Annotated in this window: 12 protein-coding genes; 3 read left to right on the top strand and 9 right to left on the bottom strand. The window is 61.5% G+C overall.

The window, feature by feature from the left end; genetic code table 11:
* Positions 1–20: 20 nt before the first annotated feature.
* The 6 genes from mutM to QWU44_RS01175 all read right to left on the bottom strand — a co-directional run bounded on the left by mutM (position 21) and on the right by QWU44_RS01175 (position 5,832).
* Positions 21–905, bottom strand: a complete 885-nt coding sequence (gene mutM / locus QWU44_RS01200; protein WP_370913890.1) for a bifunctional DNA-formamidopyrimidine glycosylase/DNA-(apurinic or apyrimidinic site) lyase — start codon at positions 903–905, stop codon at positions 21–23.
* A gap of 9 nt (positions 906–914) precedes the next feature.
* On the bottom strand, positions 915–1,718 hold the full coding sequence (gene rnc / locus QWU44_RS01195) for a ribonuclease III (RefSeq protein WP_370913889.1): 804 nt from the start codon (positions 1,716–1,718) through the stop codon (positions 915–917).
* Complete coding sequence (locus QWU44_RS01190) at positions 1,715–2,251, bottom strand: DUF177 domain-containing protein (protein WP_370913888.1); 537 nt, start codon at positions 2,249–2,251, stop codon at positions 1,715–1,717. The genes rnc and QWU44_RS01190 overlap by 4 nt, the downstream gene beginning before the upstream one ends.
* 74 nt (positions 2,252–2,325) lie before the next feature.
* Positions 2,326–3,099, bottom strand: a complete 774-nt coding sequence (locus QWU44_RS01185; protein WP_370913887.1) for a DivIVA domain-containing protein — start codon at positions 3,097–3,099, stop codon at positions 2,326–2,328.
* Positions 3,100–3,274: 175 nt separating this feature from the next.
* A complete protein-coding gene (gene gdhA, locus QWU44_RS01180) occupies positions 3,275–4,618 on the bottom strand; it encodes an NADP-specific glutamate dehydrogenase (RefSeq protein WP_370913886.1) in 1,344 nt (447 codons plus the stop codon).
* A 182-nt stretch (positions 4,619–4,800) separates the two neighbouring features.
* Complete coding sequence (locus tag QWU44_RS01175; protein ID WP_370913885.1) at positions 4,801–5,832, bottom strand: esterase/lipase family protein; 1,032 nt, start codon at positions 5,830–5,832, stop codon at positions 4,801–4,803.
* Positions 5,833–5,914: 82 nt separating this feature from the next.
* On the opposite strand from QWU44_RS01175, the gene QWU44_RS01170 reads away from it, so the two are divergent.
* Positions 5,915–7,090 (top strand): glycerate kinase, encoded by a 1,176-nt coding sequence (locus QWU44_RS01170; RefSeq protein ID WP_370913884.1) that lies wholly within the window; start codon positions 5,915–5,917, stop codon positions 7,088–7,090.
* Here QWU44_RS01170 and QWU44_RS01165 read toward each other — a convergent pair.
* The gene (locus QWU44_RS01165; RefSeq protein ID WP_370913883.1) at positions 7,060–7,458 is read right to left on the bottom strand and encodes a hypothetical protein; all 399 of its coding nucleotides are present in this window, start codon (positions 7,456–7,458) and stop codon (positions 7,060–7,062) included. The genes QWU44_RS01170 and QWU44_RS01165 overlap by 31 nt on opposite strands.
* Positions 7,459–7,489: 31 nt before the next feature.
* On the opposite strand from QWU44_RS01165, the gene QWU44_RS01160 reads away from it, so the two are divergent.
* Both QWU44_RS01160 and QWU44_RS01155 read left to right on the top strand, forming a co-directional pair.
* A complete protein-coding gene (locus tag QWU44_RS01160; RefSeq protein ID WP_370913882.1) occupies positions 7,490–8,854 on the top strand; it encodes a DUF4921 family protein in 1,365 nt (454 codons plus the stop codon).
* A gap of 245 nt (positions 8,855–9,099) precedes the next feature.
* A complete protein-coding gene (locus tag QWU44_RS01155; protein WP_370913881.1) occupies positions 9,100–10,398 on the top strand; it encodes an amidohydrolase in 1,299 nt (432 codons plus the stop codon).
* Positions 10,399–10,530: 132 nt separating this feature from the next.
* Here the strand turns inward: QWU44_RS01155 and glgP are convergent, their stop codons facing one another.
* Complete coding sequence (gene glgP, locus QWU44_RS01150; RefSeq protein ID WP_370914280.1) at positions 10,531–13,104, bottom strand: alpha-glucan family phosphorylase; 2,574 nt, start codon at positions 13,102–13,104, stop codon at positions 10,531–10,533.
* Between the two features lie 157 nt (positions 13,105–13,261).
* The gene (pyk, locus tag QWU44_RS01145) at positions 13,262–14,761 is read right to left on the bottom strand and encodes a pyruvate kinase (protein ID WP_370913880.1); all 1,500 of its coding nucleotides are present in this window, start codon (positions 14,759–14,761) and stop codon (positions 13,262–13,264) included.
* Positions 14,762–14,830 lie beyond the last annotated feature (69 nt).

Here is a 14,830-nt window from a genome sequence, read left to right as displayed (position 1 = left end):
ACCTAAAACTAGGCAAAAAGTCAGTATCTTCGTTGACAATTTCCGCAGAAATGACTGGACCGGTTCATGAACTGCTCACGAGTCACGGGAAAACCGCAGCGCACACAGTCCCTCCCGGTTCTACCGTAGACATTGAGCGAACGGTCAAAATATCCTGAGTCACCGTTCACGTTCACGTACAGGGCATCAAACGACGTCCCACCCTGCCGGAGTGCATCACGCATCACGTCAGCCCCCGCCGTCAACAGGTGTGTGATCCGCGTCAGAGACATGCGGGAGGTGCGCTGTCTGGGATGTATCCGCGCCCGCCACAGCATCTCGTCGGCGTAGATGTTCCCGATCCCTGAGACGATCTCCTGCGTCAGCAGCAGCCGCTTGACCTCAGTATCCCTCGATTTGAGGACGCCCGAAACGGCCGTGAGATCAAGATCCGGTTCCAGCAGATCAGGCGCGATGTGGGCCACACGCTGCGGCACCTTTCTCGGCACGGTTCCGGCGACAGTCACACGTCCGTCGACGAGTGGCCCCACACACCAGTATCCGAAGGTCCGTTGATCGACGAACCAGACCTCCCGGCCGTCATCCAGAATCGCCTGAGCACGCAGATGTCTCCGGACCGGATCAGATCGACCGGTTCCCGGATCTTTGATGAGCATCTGTCCGCTCATACCGAGGTGCACCAGAAGCGCGGAACCTCCCGGGGAGAGCACGATCCAGAGGAATTTTCCTCGACGCTCCACAGACATGACCGTGCGGCCCCGGAGAACCTCGGATACCTCTTCGGGGCCACCCTGGTTGTTCCGCGCGGCACGCGGATGGAACACCTCGACGTGATCGAACCGGGCACCGGTGATCTGGCCGGCGAGCCCGGAACGGACGGTCTCGACTTCGGGAAGTTCAGGCATCGTCCCGGATCAGGATCGCTTGCGGCCCGATGCAATGTCCCGCGCGATCGTCTCCGCGGAATCGGGACCGAAGTCAAGTTCATCACGCAGCCGGTCGTAAGCTACCGCCGCGGCATCCTGTTCCGCGGTCTTCTTACTCGTCCCGCGACCTGTCCCCAATTCACGTCCCGCGACAGTCACCGTCGCAGTGAACTGCCGGTCATGATCCGGCCCCTCAGAGGTGACGGAATACTCGGGCATCGGCAGTTTCCGCTCTGCGAGCCGCTCCTGGAGTGACGTCTTCCAGTCATTGTGCATACCTGTCGCGGCAGCGGTTTCGATGAGATGTGAGAAGAGCCGGAGCACCACCGCACGCGCCACCTCGAAACCGTGCTCCAGGTAGATCGCCCCGAGCAGAGCCTCGGTGGTGTCCGCAAGGATGGAATCTTTGTCACTGCCGCCGCTACTGGTCTCCCCCTTACCCAGGAGGATATATCGACCGAGACCGATGTCCCGGGCAACTTCAGCGAGACCGTAACGGCTCACGATGGAGGCACGCATCTTCGAGATGTCACTCTCCGAGCGTGTGGGGTGCAACTGATAGAGCCGCGCGGCAACCGAGAGGCCGAGTACCGAGTCCCCCAGGAACTCGAGGCGCTCATTGTTCGGCAGGTGCCCGTTCTCATTGGCGAATGAGCGGTGGGTCAACGCGAGACGCAGCAGATCAGTCGGCAGCTCGACACCGAAACTGGCGAGCAGCGGAGCGTGTTCGATGGAATCGAAAGCCTTGGTGAGCGCCACCATACCTGTAGGACGTTGTTTCCGGGCGCTCACAGGAACTTCTCCAGACCGGCCCACCGAGGATCAGGAAGCTTCTTCTCATCTTCTCCCGAAACACCGTCCGGCGCCGGGGTCTGCTCCGAATCACATGCTCCTAACCCGAAATAGGCGCAGGTCGGGGAGAACGGCAGGGCCAGTCCAACGGCATCAATCAACACCTGCTGAATGTCCAGTTCGGTGCCCTCGATGCGTGGTGGGTTCTCGTCGGCCTCGTCGTCTGCGGCATCACCGTGGATGAAGTCATCGGAGGCGGCGAACACCTCATGAACCTGGAAGGGGTGCTCAACATCGAGGGGACGCAGGCAACGGGCACATTCACCGGAGAGTGTGGCGGTGACGGTCGCATCCACGAGCACTGCATCCCCCAGAGGCGAGAGGAAGGCATCAACCGTGACAGGAGCACCTTCCTCGATCGCGACCAGCGGGAGACCGATCCTCAATGGACTGGGGCCTGTCTGGGTGCACTGGGTAGGGGTTGCCGAGGAGCGCAACAGGGCTGAGACATCAAATACAAATGGTGAGTTCATGACGCTCCACAGCCTACCCTCTGGCACGGTCACCGCCCAGACAGCGGAATCCGGGCCGACATCAACCGCCGAACCTAGTCCGCGTAACCGCGAGCGGAATAGCGGGTTCCTCGCTCGGGGCGATCCCTTAGTTCCGCGCGTTCAATACGATCACCGCGACCGGCGGCCCCTGCGCCACGGCGGAGCGCCGCACGATCCTTGGAGACGCTGCGCAGCGTCGAGGACAACGACTCCTCAAACTCCGCAAGCTTGGAATCAACGAAAGCATCACACTCACTGCGGAGCCGATTGGAATCGGCGTGTGCGGCATCGACGATCCGATGCGCCTCCTCATCCGCGCGTCGGACAACCTCGGAATCACTGACGAGGCGGTGCTGCTCGGCGAGCCCCTCATCGACACTCCGCTGGTAGGTCTCATTGCCCTTGGCAACGAGCCGTTCGGCCTCGGCGGTGGCGCGATTCACCGTGGATTCTGCTTCACGGCGCGCCTCGGAGACGAGGCGCTCGGCCTCCTCCTCAGCACGCGCGACAAGAAGATTCGCGTGGTTCTCCGCGTCAGCCACCATCGCATCGGCGTCGGAACGTGCGGTGGACACGATTGCGGAGGCCTCGTTCTCGGCTTCAGTGACCAGATATTCAGCCTGCTCCTCCGCTCCGCGGATTAATTCATCCCGCTTATCCAGGACATCCTGGGCATCGTCCATCTCCTGGGGCAGAGCTTCCCGGAGATCATCGAGGAGCCGGAGCATGTCCGTCCGGGGAACGAGGCAGTTCGAGGACATCGGAACACCGTAGGCCTGCTCGACGGTTGCGTTGAGCTCATCAAGGGATTCAAATACGCGGTACATGCCCTTTACGGTACCCAACAAAGACGGCTCCGTGGTGAGGACACAGTACTGAATCTGCAGCATGGGCCAGATGTGACACAACAACGACCCCGTTTCCGGACTCCGCACCAGCAAGGTGACGGGGGGAAACGGGGTCGTCGATTCAGTCACGTGAGTGACGGTGACACAGCTCAGACTAGATGACGCCCTGAGCGATCATCGCGTCGGCAACCTTCTTGAAGCCGGCGATGTTGGCGCCGATGACATAGTCGCCCTCATGGCCGTACTCGCGTGCGGTGTCATCACAGATCTTGAAAATGTTGCTCATGATCTCATGCAGACGCTTGTCGGTGTACTCAAAGGTCCAGGAGTCACGGCAGGCGTTCTGCTGCATCTCCAGTGCCGAGGTGGCGACACCACCAGCGTTGGCCGCCTTACCGGGACCGAAGTGGACACCGCGCTCGCGGTAGACCTCGACGGCGTCCGCGGTGGAGGGCATGTTGGCACCCTCAGCAACGAACTTACAGCCGTTGTCCGCCAGCTTCTTGGCGTGCTCACCATCGAGCTCATTCTGGGTGGCGCAGGGAAGAGCCACGTCACAGGAAAGATCCCAGATGGAACCGTCGGTGTGCAGGGTTGCGCCCTCGACCTCATCGACGTAGGCGGAGATACGCTCGCGACGAACTTCCTTGACATCCTTCAACTTAGCGACATCGACACCGTTGGGGGTCTCGACCCAGCCGGAGGAATCCGAGAACGCAATAACGGTCGCGCCGAGCTCCTGAGCCTTCTCGATGGCGTAGATGGCGACATTTCCGGAACCGGAGACGATGACCTTCTTACCGTCGAAGGTCTCACCGTGGGCGGCGAGCATCTCCTTGGTGAAGTAGACCAAGCCGTAGCCGGTGGCCTCGGTACGAACGAGCGAACCGCCCCAGGTCAGCCCCTTGCCGGTGAGGACACCGGACTCGTGCTGGTTCGCGAGACGACGGTACTGGCCGAAGAGGTAACCGATCTCGCGGCCACCGACTCCGATGTCACCGGCGGGAACGTCGCGGTACTCGCCGATGTGGCGGTGCAGCTCGGTCATGAACGACTGACAGAAGCGCATGATCTCAGCGTCCGACTTACCCTTGGGATCGAAATCCGAGCCACCCTTGCCGCCACCGATAGGCAGACCCGTCAGGGAGTTCTTGAAGATCTGCTCGAAGCCGAGGAACTTGATGATGCCGACGTTAACCGACGGATGGAAACGCAGGCCACCCTTGTACGGGCCGAGTGCGGAGTTGAACTGGACACGGAAACCGCGGTTGACACGGACCTTGCCCTCGTCATCGGTCCACGGCACCCGGAAGATGAGCTGACGCTCGGGCTCGCAGAGCCGCTCGATGAGACCTTCCGCAGCGTAGTGCGGATCCTTCTCGAGGATGATCTTCAGCGAGTCGAGCACCTCGGCGACGGCCTGGTGGAACTCGGCCTCGCCGGGGTTCCGGTTGAGCACCGTGTTGTAGTACTGGGAGACCTTTTCGTCAACATTCATGTGGCTTAGATTCCTTGTCTCCGCGACCCGGCTACGACGCGGGACGAACTGTGTCGTCCCGAGACCGGCAACCCAGTTCCGCACTGGACGGACCGGGAAATCTCCGGGACCCCGTGGGCCGCGGTGGGTGCGATGGGGTTTACCCCAGTCTTGACCGGTAATACCTGTCGCGCAACTCAAAATTAGGTGACGTAGATCACACCCAGACGTTCAGGTGGCCTACCCTGCAGTTTTCCGATGTTCGTCTCCACAACGACAGGCCCGATCGCCGCACCCAACGGCATCGAAACACAGTGAACCTCCCCCTCCCCACCCCCGGCCTGCCAATCGACCAACAGGTATTTGATGAGTTCCACCACCGTGGGGTTGTAGGGCATCAACATGTGTCCACCGAGATTCACGGGGCAGATGTCCTGCAGCACAATGTTGCGTACCCGGTCCCCGTGAATCGGCTCCAGGTCCCGTCGCCAGTTCATCTCGTCGAATCTCGTTGAGACCGTTACGTAAGCCGGCCCCGGGACGGTCTCACCCACAGAATTCAACGCCTCCAAAAACCGCGACCCCACCAACAGATCCTGCAATGCAGGCGAGAGCAGCCTTTCCCGAAGCGGCGGTGGCACCAGTTCAAGTAGCCCGACGAGACCATCGGGACCGCCTCCCCGCGTCGGGGAGGCAAGCCCGATCCAGGTCGCGGTGTGCACACCACGATCGATGATGTTCGTCCAATACCGTGCGACGGTCGCGCCCTGGGAGAACCCGACCAGGGACACCTGCCGGGCCCCTGACGAACGCAACGCCGCACGGACAGTGACGTCCATCTCCGCAGCAGAATCCGCCACCGGACGCCATCCGAATCCATCATCTGGCTCCGGGCCCCGGCCATAGTCCATCCCGAATACACACCACCCCTCCCTGACCAGTTCCGCGCCGAGCAGAGAATAGTCGGCGTAAAGCGTCGAATCCGTGCCGTGCACGAGGACCACGGCCTGCTCCCGCCCCGGACGCACCCGGCACCCCGGATCATTGACCCCCTGGGGAACCAGTGGCCGATATCCCATCATGCGTTCCACCTTCCGGGCCCCGGACAGATCGGTGTTCGGCGGCCCGGGGATATCGTCGCCGACGAACCCGGCAGTAGCCGTGGATGCATCGCCCGGCACCGCACCCACTACACTGATCACACCAGCAGCCACCGCAGCAATGACGCGAGACACAGGTTTTCCCCAACCGATTCGCATGGGCCCCACAGTAGCGTCCGGTAGCTCCGGCCCGGACCGACCCGAAAAGGAAGAGACCGTGACCAATCCGAACACCGCCGCCGGTTCCACCCTCGCCGCACCAACAGTGGTTCTGGCACCGGACTCCTTCAAGGGCACCGCCACCGGAATGCAGGCCGCAGAATGGATCGGGTCCGGGTTCACCGACGTCTGCCCCGACGCGACCGTCATCCTGGTTCCGATGGCCGACGGCGGTGAAGGCACCGCATCCTGTTTTAGCGGCGAAATCTGTACTCTCCCCACAGTCACCGCTGCGGGTCGGCTCACCGAAGCCTCTTATGTATTCGACCGCACCGGCGGAGGAACCGGGGTACCACAGGCGTACATCGATGTCGCTGCGGCATCCGGACTTCCGGCAGTAGCCGACACACCGGTACCCGGATCGGGTGACACCTTCGGCACCGGAGTACTCATCGCCGATGCGGTCTCTCGCGGGGCGGTACGCATAATCCTCGGACTCGGCGGATCGGCGACAGTGGACGGCGGCACCGGCATCCTCATCGCTCTCGGAGCTCAACCCGTGGACCACGCCGGCCACGCACTCCCACAAGGAGGCCAACACCTCACCGAACTAGCGGACATCGACACCGCACAACTCAACGTGCGGGCCGCCGCAGTCGAATGGACCCTACTCGCCGACGTCACAGCCCCAGTCACCGGCCCGACGGGAGCCGCCGCAGAATTCGGACCCCAGAAAGGCGCCGACCCAGAACTCATCACACACCTTGACGCCGGACTGGGTAGACTCTGCGAGTTCACCGGAATCGACCCCACCACACCTGGCTACGGTGCTGCGGGAGCAGTGCCCGTGGGGATTCACTGGTTGAGTTCGATCATCACTGGGGGAGAACCCCGGCTACGGTTGCTTCCCGGAGCCCGCACCGTCGCAGACGCCGTAGGACTCGCCGATTTCATTGCCGATGCCGATCTCGTCGTCACCGGTGAGGGCCGACTCGACGAACAGAGCTTCACCGGCAAGGTCGTGGGAACTGTCATCGATCTCGCCAGGGATGCCGAAAAACCGGCAGCCGTTGTCGCGGGTGCCATAAAAACTGTACTTCCCCACGGTGTCACAGGAGTGGAACTCGACGGCGACGCCCCCATCGGAGATCCACGGCGGACCGAAGCCCAGTTACGGGAGGCAGGACGTCAACTCGCGGAACGCTACCTGAAGACCTGCACCGACCAGGGGTAGGTGGCCGGAAGTTCGAAGAGGGCCTCCTGCTCCAGCAACACCCGGTCGCGTGGTAGCCGGGCGGGTGGCGTCAACAGTCGAGACAAGGTCATCGCCAGTTGATTCACCGACCCCCGCACCCCGTTCACACGGATCCGGTACCGGCACACCGATGCGTCGTTCATGTCGAGATCGGCGTGCTCCAGCCGGTAGATCCGCCGGAGCTCGACCTCCAGATCCGGATCCACACGCGGAGACATGTCAAAGGTGACGCTGGCGTCCTCCACCTCACCCGAATCGACGAGCTCATCTGTGACCCGGTTGAAACGCTCGGACAAACCTTCAGCTTCCGCATCGGGAACCAGACAATCAAAAACTATCGTGGGCATGCCGCCACCCTAGCGAATAATCTGGATAATTATGACCCCCTCATTTCCCACCCGACCGATACCGCTCACGACAATGGCGGACGGAACGATCAAGCAGGTCAACCCATTCACCGGAACGGAGGTGTGGACAGTTCCGGGCCGCGGCAACCGGCCACTGTCGGCCCCCGCCACAACCACAACCCCCCTGTCTGAGATCGACACCGAGCACCACTGCGCGTTCTGCCCCGGCAACCTCCTGCTCACTCCCCCGGAGAAGTCCCGGATGATCCGCACCGGGGGTGCGGAGAATGCCAGCGACGGATGGGAGATCCGCACCGGGTTACTTCCTCACCAACTGCACGAAACGCGCGCAGCATTCCGTCGAGTACCCAATCTCTTCGAAATCGTGTCCTACGATTACTGGCGTGCAAACTACGGATTCATCATGGATTCCGAGACCTCCTCCCGAATGGCCGCCTACATCGCGGACCCCGACGGCAGAGAACACGTCAGACGCACCGTCGAAACGCGCCTCCGCGCATCCGGCACCCTCGCAGCCGACGAGGTCGCCGACCTCACGGAATCCGACCTCCTCGAACGGGCCGGGGGTTTCTTCGCAGGAGGACACGACGTCATCATCGCCCGTAACCACTTCGCCCCCGGGGCCACCGACTCCGGCCAGCTCGCGTCCTCCGGGACTCTCACCCCGGAAGAACACGCCGCACTGATCCGCTTCACCATCGCGTCCACCGCAGACCTCTACGGACGAAACCGTTACACACCGTATGTGGCGGTATTCCAGAACTGGCTGAAGCCCGCCGGAGCCTCATTTGATCATCTGCACAAGCAACTCGTCGCCATCGACGAGCGCGGGGTACAAGCAGACACCGAGATAGCGCAGCTCCGGGCGAATCCGAACATGTACAACGAGTTGGCGGTGGACTACGCTGCTTACCACAACTTGACCATCGCCGAGAACGACCATGCGATCTGCTTCGCGGGAATCGGACACCGGTACCCGACTCTGGAAATCTACTCGAAGTCCGCCACACCGGAGCCCTGGCTACAGTCTCCTGACGAGGTGCGCGGCATGAGCGATCTGATCCACGCCTGTCACGCCGCGGCTGGACCTGACGTTCCGTGTAACGAAGAGTGGCACCACAAACCCGTCGACCTCGACATGCCGATGCCCTGGCGCGTCGTCATCAAATGGCGGGTTTCCACGCTCGCGGGCTTCGAGGGAGGCACGAAAATCTATCTCAACACCATCTCCCCCCAGTCCATCAGAGACCGCATGGTAGCGGCGATGTACGCGTTGCGTGACGACGGAGCGATCTCCGCCAATCTACGTATCGCCACGGAATGTCACCTCGAACGAAACAGTCTCCGATACAACCCTTTCCTGCACGGCCGCTGAATGACTCCCGGGCAAGCCCGGCTACAGTGGAATCGGTCCCTCGAGCGTTTCCGATCAAGACACTGTACCGTCAAATCCCCGTCACGGACCGGCCGCTCCGGTATATCTGGAATCAGCAGGTAGATCCTCCACTCAGCATGGTTGCCCCGGCCACCATTTCCAGTTCTGGTGACACCTGAAACCCAGATGCGGACATCACCACCTAGACAAGTCACCGGCATATTTTCGATAGGAGCCCTCCACACATGGCGGAGAACACGGAGACAGACTTACACACCACCACAGCAGCCCCATCCTCGGTGGTAGCGCTCCTCGCCTCCCACAGCAGCGATCTGTCCTGGCAGTGGGACTTCTACCGGGAGATGCACGCCCATCCCGAGCTATCCGGTCACGAGAAAGAGAGCGCGGAACGCATTGTCGCTCAACTCGCCCGCTTCGATGCACAGGTAACCACCCACATCGGTGGATACGGGATCGTGGCGGTGTTCACCAACGGCGAAGGCCCCTGTGTACTCATGCGCGCCGACTTCGACGGCCTTCCCGTCAAAGAGGAGACCGGGGTTGACTTCGCGTCCACGGACATCCACACTCAGGACAACGGTTATGTCAGCCCGGTCATGCACGCCTGCGGGCATGACATGCATACCACGGCGCTGCTTGGGGCATGCCAGATCCTCGATGAACACCGTGACGCATGGCGCGGCACGTTCATCGCACTGTTCCAACCCGCTGAGGAGAACTCTGACGGCGCCATTGCCATGGTGAACGACGGGTTGATGGACAAGATCCCCCAGCCGGAGGTGTGCCTGGGACAACATGTCGTTCCAGGCCCAGCAGGAACCGTCATGTCGATGCCCGGTGCCGCGCTCGCAGCATGTGACACCATCACAGTAACCGTCCACGGTCGCAGCGCACACGGTTCAATGCCGCACAACGCAATCGATCCAACATTCATCGCGGCGATGATCGTCGTGCGACTCCAGGGCATCGTCGGCAGAGAGGTCTCCCCGGAGGACTTCGCGGTGATCACGGTCGGGACTCTGAGCGCCGGGCACACGAACAACACGATTCCAGGTACCGCCACTCTGGTCCTCAACTGCCGCTTCTACGACAACGACGTGAAGCACCGGGTCTACCGGGCCATCGAACGGGTGGTGCGGGCGGAATGCATCGCGAGCGGTTGTGAGAGAGAACCGGATTTCGCGTACTCGGCGCACGGAGATCTCACCGACAATGACCCGGGAGTATTCCGACAGGTGAGAGCGACATTCGATGCGGTATTCGGCGATGATTCCGTCGATGCACGACGGTGGACCGCATCCGAGGACTTCTGTGACATCCCGAATGCATTCAAGGTTCCCTACCTGTTCTGGACCGTGGGGGTCACACCACGTGAACAATGGGCGGCAGCGGAAGCTGCTGGTCGAATCAGCCGAGACATACCGACGAACCACTCCGGTACATTTCTCCCGGATTACGTTCCCTCCGTTGACGCCTCAACCAAGGCCGCGGCGGCCGCGGTACTCAGCTACCTCGGCCGCTGATCCAGAAAGGGGAAAGGAACGTCCTTTCCCCCGCACAACACGCCGACAACGCCCCACGAACCTCCCGGATGACCGGGCGGCGCGTGGGGCGTCGTTCGTTGTTCGGTGACGATGGTCACGCCACCGAACGGATCAGGAGTGGTAGCTGATCAAGCCGAGTTCCGCCGGGCTCACCAGAAGCGGATGCGAGGGAATGACACGGGCAGTAACACCGATGTCACCCGGGCGGTCGCTGGGCAGCGTGACAGTGTAACCGTCATCGGAACGTGCCATCTCGAACACCTCCGTGTTCTCCAAGGTTCCGTCTGTGGTCCGATGTCCAGTGATGAGCTGAACCGTGACATCCTCCGGAGTAAGACCACCGAGATCGGCTGCAACGGTGAACGTCATCGATTCTCCCGCCAGAACCTGCCCGGTGGACCGGGCCGGAACACCGTTGACCTTGAGGTCATGCACATGCACTGCATCCCAGTTTCCGCGGAGCCGGTTGATCCACTCCACGAACTCCGCAGCGTCACCGGCGTGCTCCATGATGCGGCGTGCCGATGCATCCGTCGGACGGTAGTACTCGTCCGTGTAGTCCCGCACCATACGGAACGAGGTCACCATCGGCGACAGCGTCGTCAGGGAGCGGCGGACCATCTCGAGCCAGCGGCGCGGGATTCCTTCGCCGTCGCGATCGTAGAACAGTGGGGCGATCTCGTATTCAAGGAGATCATAGAGCGCCTGAGCCTCGAGATTATCGCGGTAATCGGTGTCGAGGGTATCCACCGTCGGGATTGTCCAACCGTAGCCATCCTGCGGCATCTCATCCCACCAGCCATCGGATACCGACAGAGTCAGGCAACCATTCATGACCGCCTTCATACCGGAGGTTCCGGAGGCCTCCTGCGGACGGACGGGGTTGTTCAACCAGATGTCCGCGCCGGAGATCAGGTATCCGGCGAGACCGATGTCGTAATCGGGAAGGAAGATGAACTTGTCCCGTAGCCCCGCATCATCCGCGAACTGGATGATCTGCTGCATGAGCTGTTTACCACCCTCGTCATGCGGGTGTGCCTTGCCAGCGATAACGAACTGGACGGGGCGGTCCGGGTTGGTCAGAATCCGGCGCAGGCGCTCCGGATTACGCAGCATCAGGGTCAGGCGCTTGTAAGTGGAGACACGGCGGGCGAAGCCGACCGTGAGCACATCCGGATCGAGGACATTCCGGGTCCAGTACAACTGTGCCTCATGCTGCCCACGGATCAGGCAGGAGGAATGGACCGATTCGCGGGCCACCGCAACGAGATCATGGCGCAGACCGTTGCGTGCGTTCCACAATTCATCATCGCTCACAGCATCCGGATGCTCCCAGACGTCCGTGGAGGTGAGATCTGCGCCACCGGAGATCTTCTCGATGATCTCCGCCATCTCAGGCTTCACCCAGGTGGGAAGATGCACACCGTTCGTGACGGAGCCAATCGGAACCTCATCGCCGACCCAACCCGGGTACAGCGAGGCGAACATACCGCGGGAAACTTCACCGTGGAGCTTGGCCACACCATTCGCGTGCTGCGAAAGCCGCAGACCGAGGTGGGCCATGTTGAATGTCCCCGGGGCATCCTCGGCACCGAGTTCGAGAGCACGGCCGATCGGGACTCCTGGGCAGAGGTGTCTGCTGGGATCCTGTCCATCACCCAGGTACCGGCGCACGAGATCGACCGAGAAGCGGTCAATACCGGCGGGAACCGGGGTGTGCGTGGTGAAGATGTTGGCGGCACGAACCTGAGCGAGTGCGGCATCGAAACTCACACCCTCATCCATGCGTTCACGAATCCGCTCCAAGCCGAGGAATCCGGCATGGCCCTCATTCAGGTGCGCAACCTGCGGTCGCTTCAAACCGCGGGAATCACAGAATGCATTGACGGCCCGCACGCCACCAACGCCGAGGACAAGCTCCTGCTTGATCCGGTGTTCACTGTCACCGCCATACAGTCGATCCGTGACCTCCTGCATCCCGGGAGGATTGTCGTCGATATTAGTGTCCAGCAACAGGAGCGGGATACGCCCGACCTGCGCCACCCACAGTGCGATAACGATGTCACGGCCATCCGGGTATGCAACGGAGACCTTGATCTGCTCACCGTTGGCGTCGGTGACACGCTCGATTGGGAGATCTTCCGGATGGTGGTACTCGTAGCGCTCCTGCTGCCAACCATCGGCGGACAGCGACTGCGTGAAGTAGCCGAAGGAGTAGAGCAGACCCACACCAATCAACGGCACACCGAGATCGGAGGCGGATTTCATGTGGTCACCGGCAAGGACACCCAGTCCACCCGAGTAGATCGGGAGTGACGGATGGATACCGAACTCCATGGAGAAGTAGGCTGCCACCGGATCCGTGGAACCTGCCGCGGCATCAGCGGAATGTGTCTTCTGATACCAGAAGTTATCCGCCAGGTAGGCGTCTAGATCCTCGACCTCTGACTTCATCCGCTGGATGAAGTCCTTGTCCTCGGCGAGCTGCCGCAACCGGGAATTATCCACGCGGTGCAGCATCATCTTCGGGTTCTCGCCCAGTTCCGCCCAGAGGACGGGATCGATCGACTCGAAGAGATCACGGGTTGAATCACGCCATGACCAGCGCAAATTCAAAGCGAGACGGCGCAGGGGCAGCAGCGGCGTCGGGGTGTTGTGGGAAATATGGACGTTTGCTGAAGAAATCACTCGTTCAACCTTACGTTAGCGATTGTGGTTTCATGGCCGATCGGATCGGTAGGGGTGCAGCCGTGGCGAATTTTCTACCCCTCATCCACACGAAGACCCGGCACCGCGAATGCGGGCCAGGCCATCGTGGTCGAGCGTTGGTTTTCGTTGTGGATCAGGATTCCGCGGAAGCTGTCTCAGTGGTCGAGACCGCAGTGGGTGCCGCCTCGGCGGGTGCCGCACCGATGGTCGTCGACTCCGTGGTCGAATTCTCACCGAGCAGATGTACCTGAATCATGTTGGTATTACCACGGATCCCGGGCGGGGTTCCCGCGACAACGACCATCATGTCATCACGTTTGTACTCGGGCATAGCCAGCAACGCCTTGTCGACCTCCCGCATCATGCCATCGGTATCCTCAACCCGGGGACAGAGGAAGGTTTCCGCACCCCAGGTGAGAGCGAGCTGCGAGCGAACAGCCGGATCGGGGGTAAACACCAGCAGCGGAAGCTGTGAGTGCAGACGGGCAACCCGCTTCGCGGTGTCCCCCGAGGAGGTGAATGCGACGAGCGCTTTCGCATTGAGTCGCTCCGCGATGTCGCGGGCGGAGTAGCTGATCACACCACGCTTGGTACGCGGGATATGACTGAGCGGTGGGACATTGCCCGCTGACTCCGCTGTACGAACGATGCGCGCCATGGTGCGCACCGTGTTCTGCGGGTCACGCCCGACCGAGGTCTCACCGGAAAGCATGACTGCGTCCGCGCCATCAAGAACAGCGTTAGCGACGTCGGAGGCTTCCGCACGGGTCGGACGGGAGTTCTCGATCATCGAGTCAAGCATCTGGGTGGCCACAATGACGGGCTTGGCGTTCTCCCGGGCAATCTGGATGGCACGCTTCTGCATGAGCGGAACCTGCTCCAGTGGAACCTCAACTCCGAGATCACCACGGGCAACCATGATCGCATCAAATGCGAGGATGATCGATTCGAGGGCGTCGATTGCCTCAGGCTTCTCCAGCTTCGCGATGACCGGGACGCGGCGTCCGACCTCATCCATCACCTCGTGCACGAGTTCGATGTCCGCCGGTGAACGGACGAACGAAAGCGCGATGAAGTCGACGCCGAGTTTCAGCGCGAACTTCAGGTCAGCGATGTCCTTCACAGAAAGAGCCGGAACGGAGATGTCCATACCGGGTAGCGAGACGCCCTTGTTGTTTGAGACCTCACCGCCTTCGGTGACTTCACAGATGACGTCGTTGCCTTCGACACCGATACAGACGAGGCCAACCTTTCCGTCATCCACCAACAACCGGTCACCGGGTTGGGCATCCTTGGCCAGATTCTTGTAGGTGGTGGAAACGCGGTCATGGGTGCCGACTACATCGTCAACGGTGATGCGCACGGTTTCGCCGGTGGCCCACATCTGCGGCCCATCAGCGAAACGGCCGAGACGAATCTTCGGCCCCTGCAGGTCGGCCAGGATACCGATGGCGCGCCCGGAGGTGTCAGTGGCCTCACGTACCCACTTGTAGTTTTGTTCATGATCAGGGTAGTCGCCGTGCGAGAAGTTGAGTCGGGCAACATCCATGCCCGCTTCAACGAGGGATTCGATGCCCTCCTTGCTCGCAACGGCAGGTCCGAGGGTGCATACAATCTTGGTTCGTCTTTCCACGCCTTCGACTGTAGTCCCCCATCCCCGACTGTGCCGCCACGGAAGCGGTGTGATAAGGCACCTTCGCAC

The sequence above is a fragment of the Corynebacterium sp. CCM 9203 genome, from assembly GCF_041357675.1.
Lineage (GTDB): Bacteria > Actinomycetota > Actinomycetes > Mycobacteriales > Mycobacteriaceae > Corynebacterium.
This window is presented reverse-complemented; position numbering and strand designations above follow the sequence as displayed.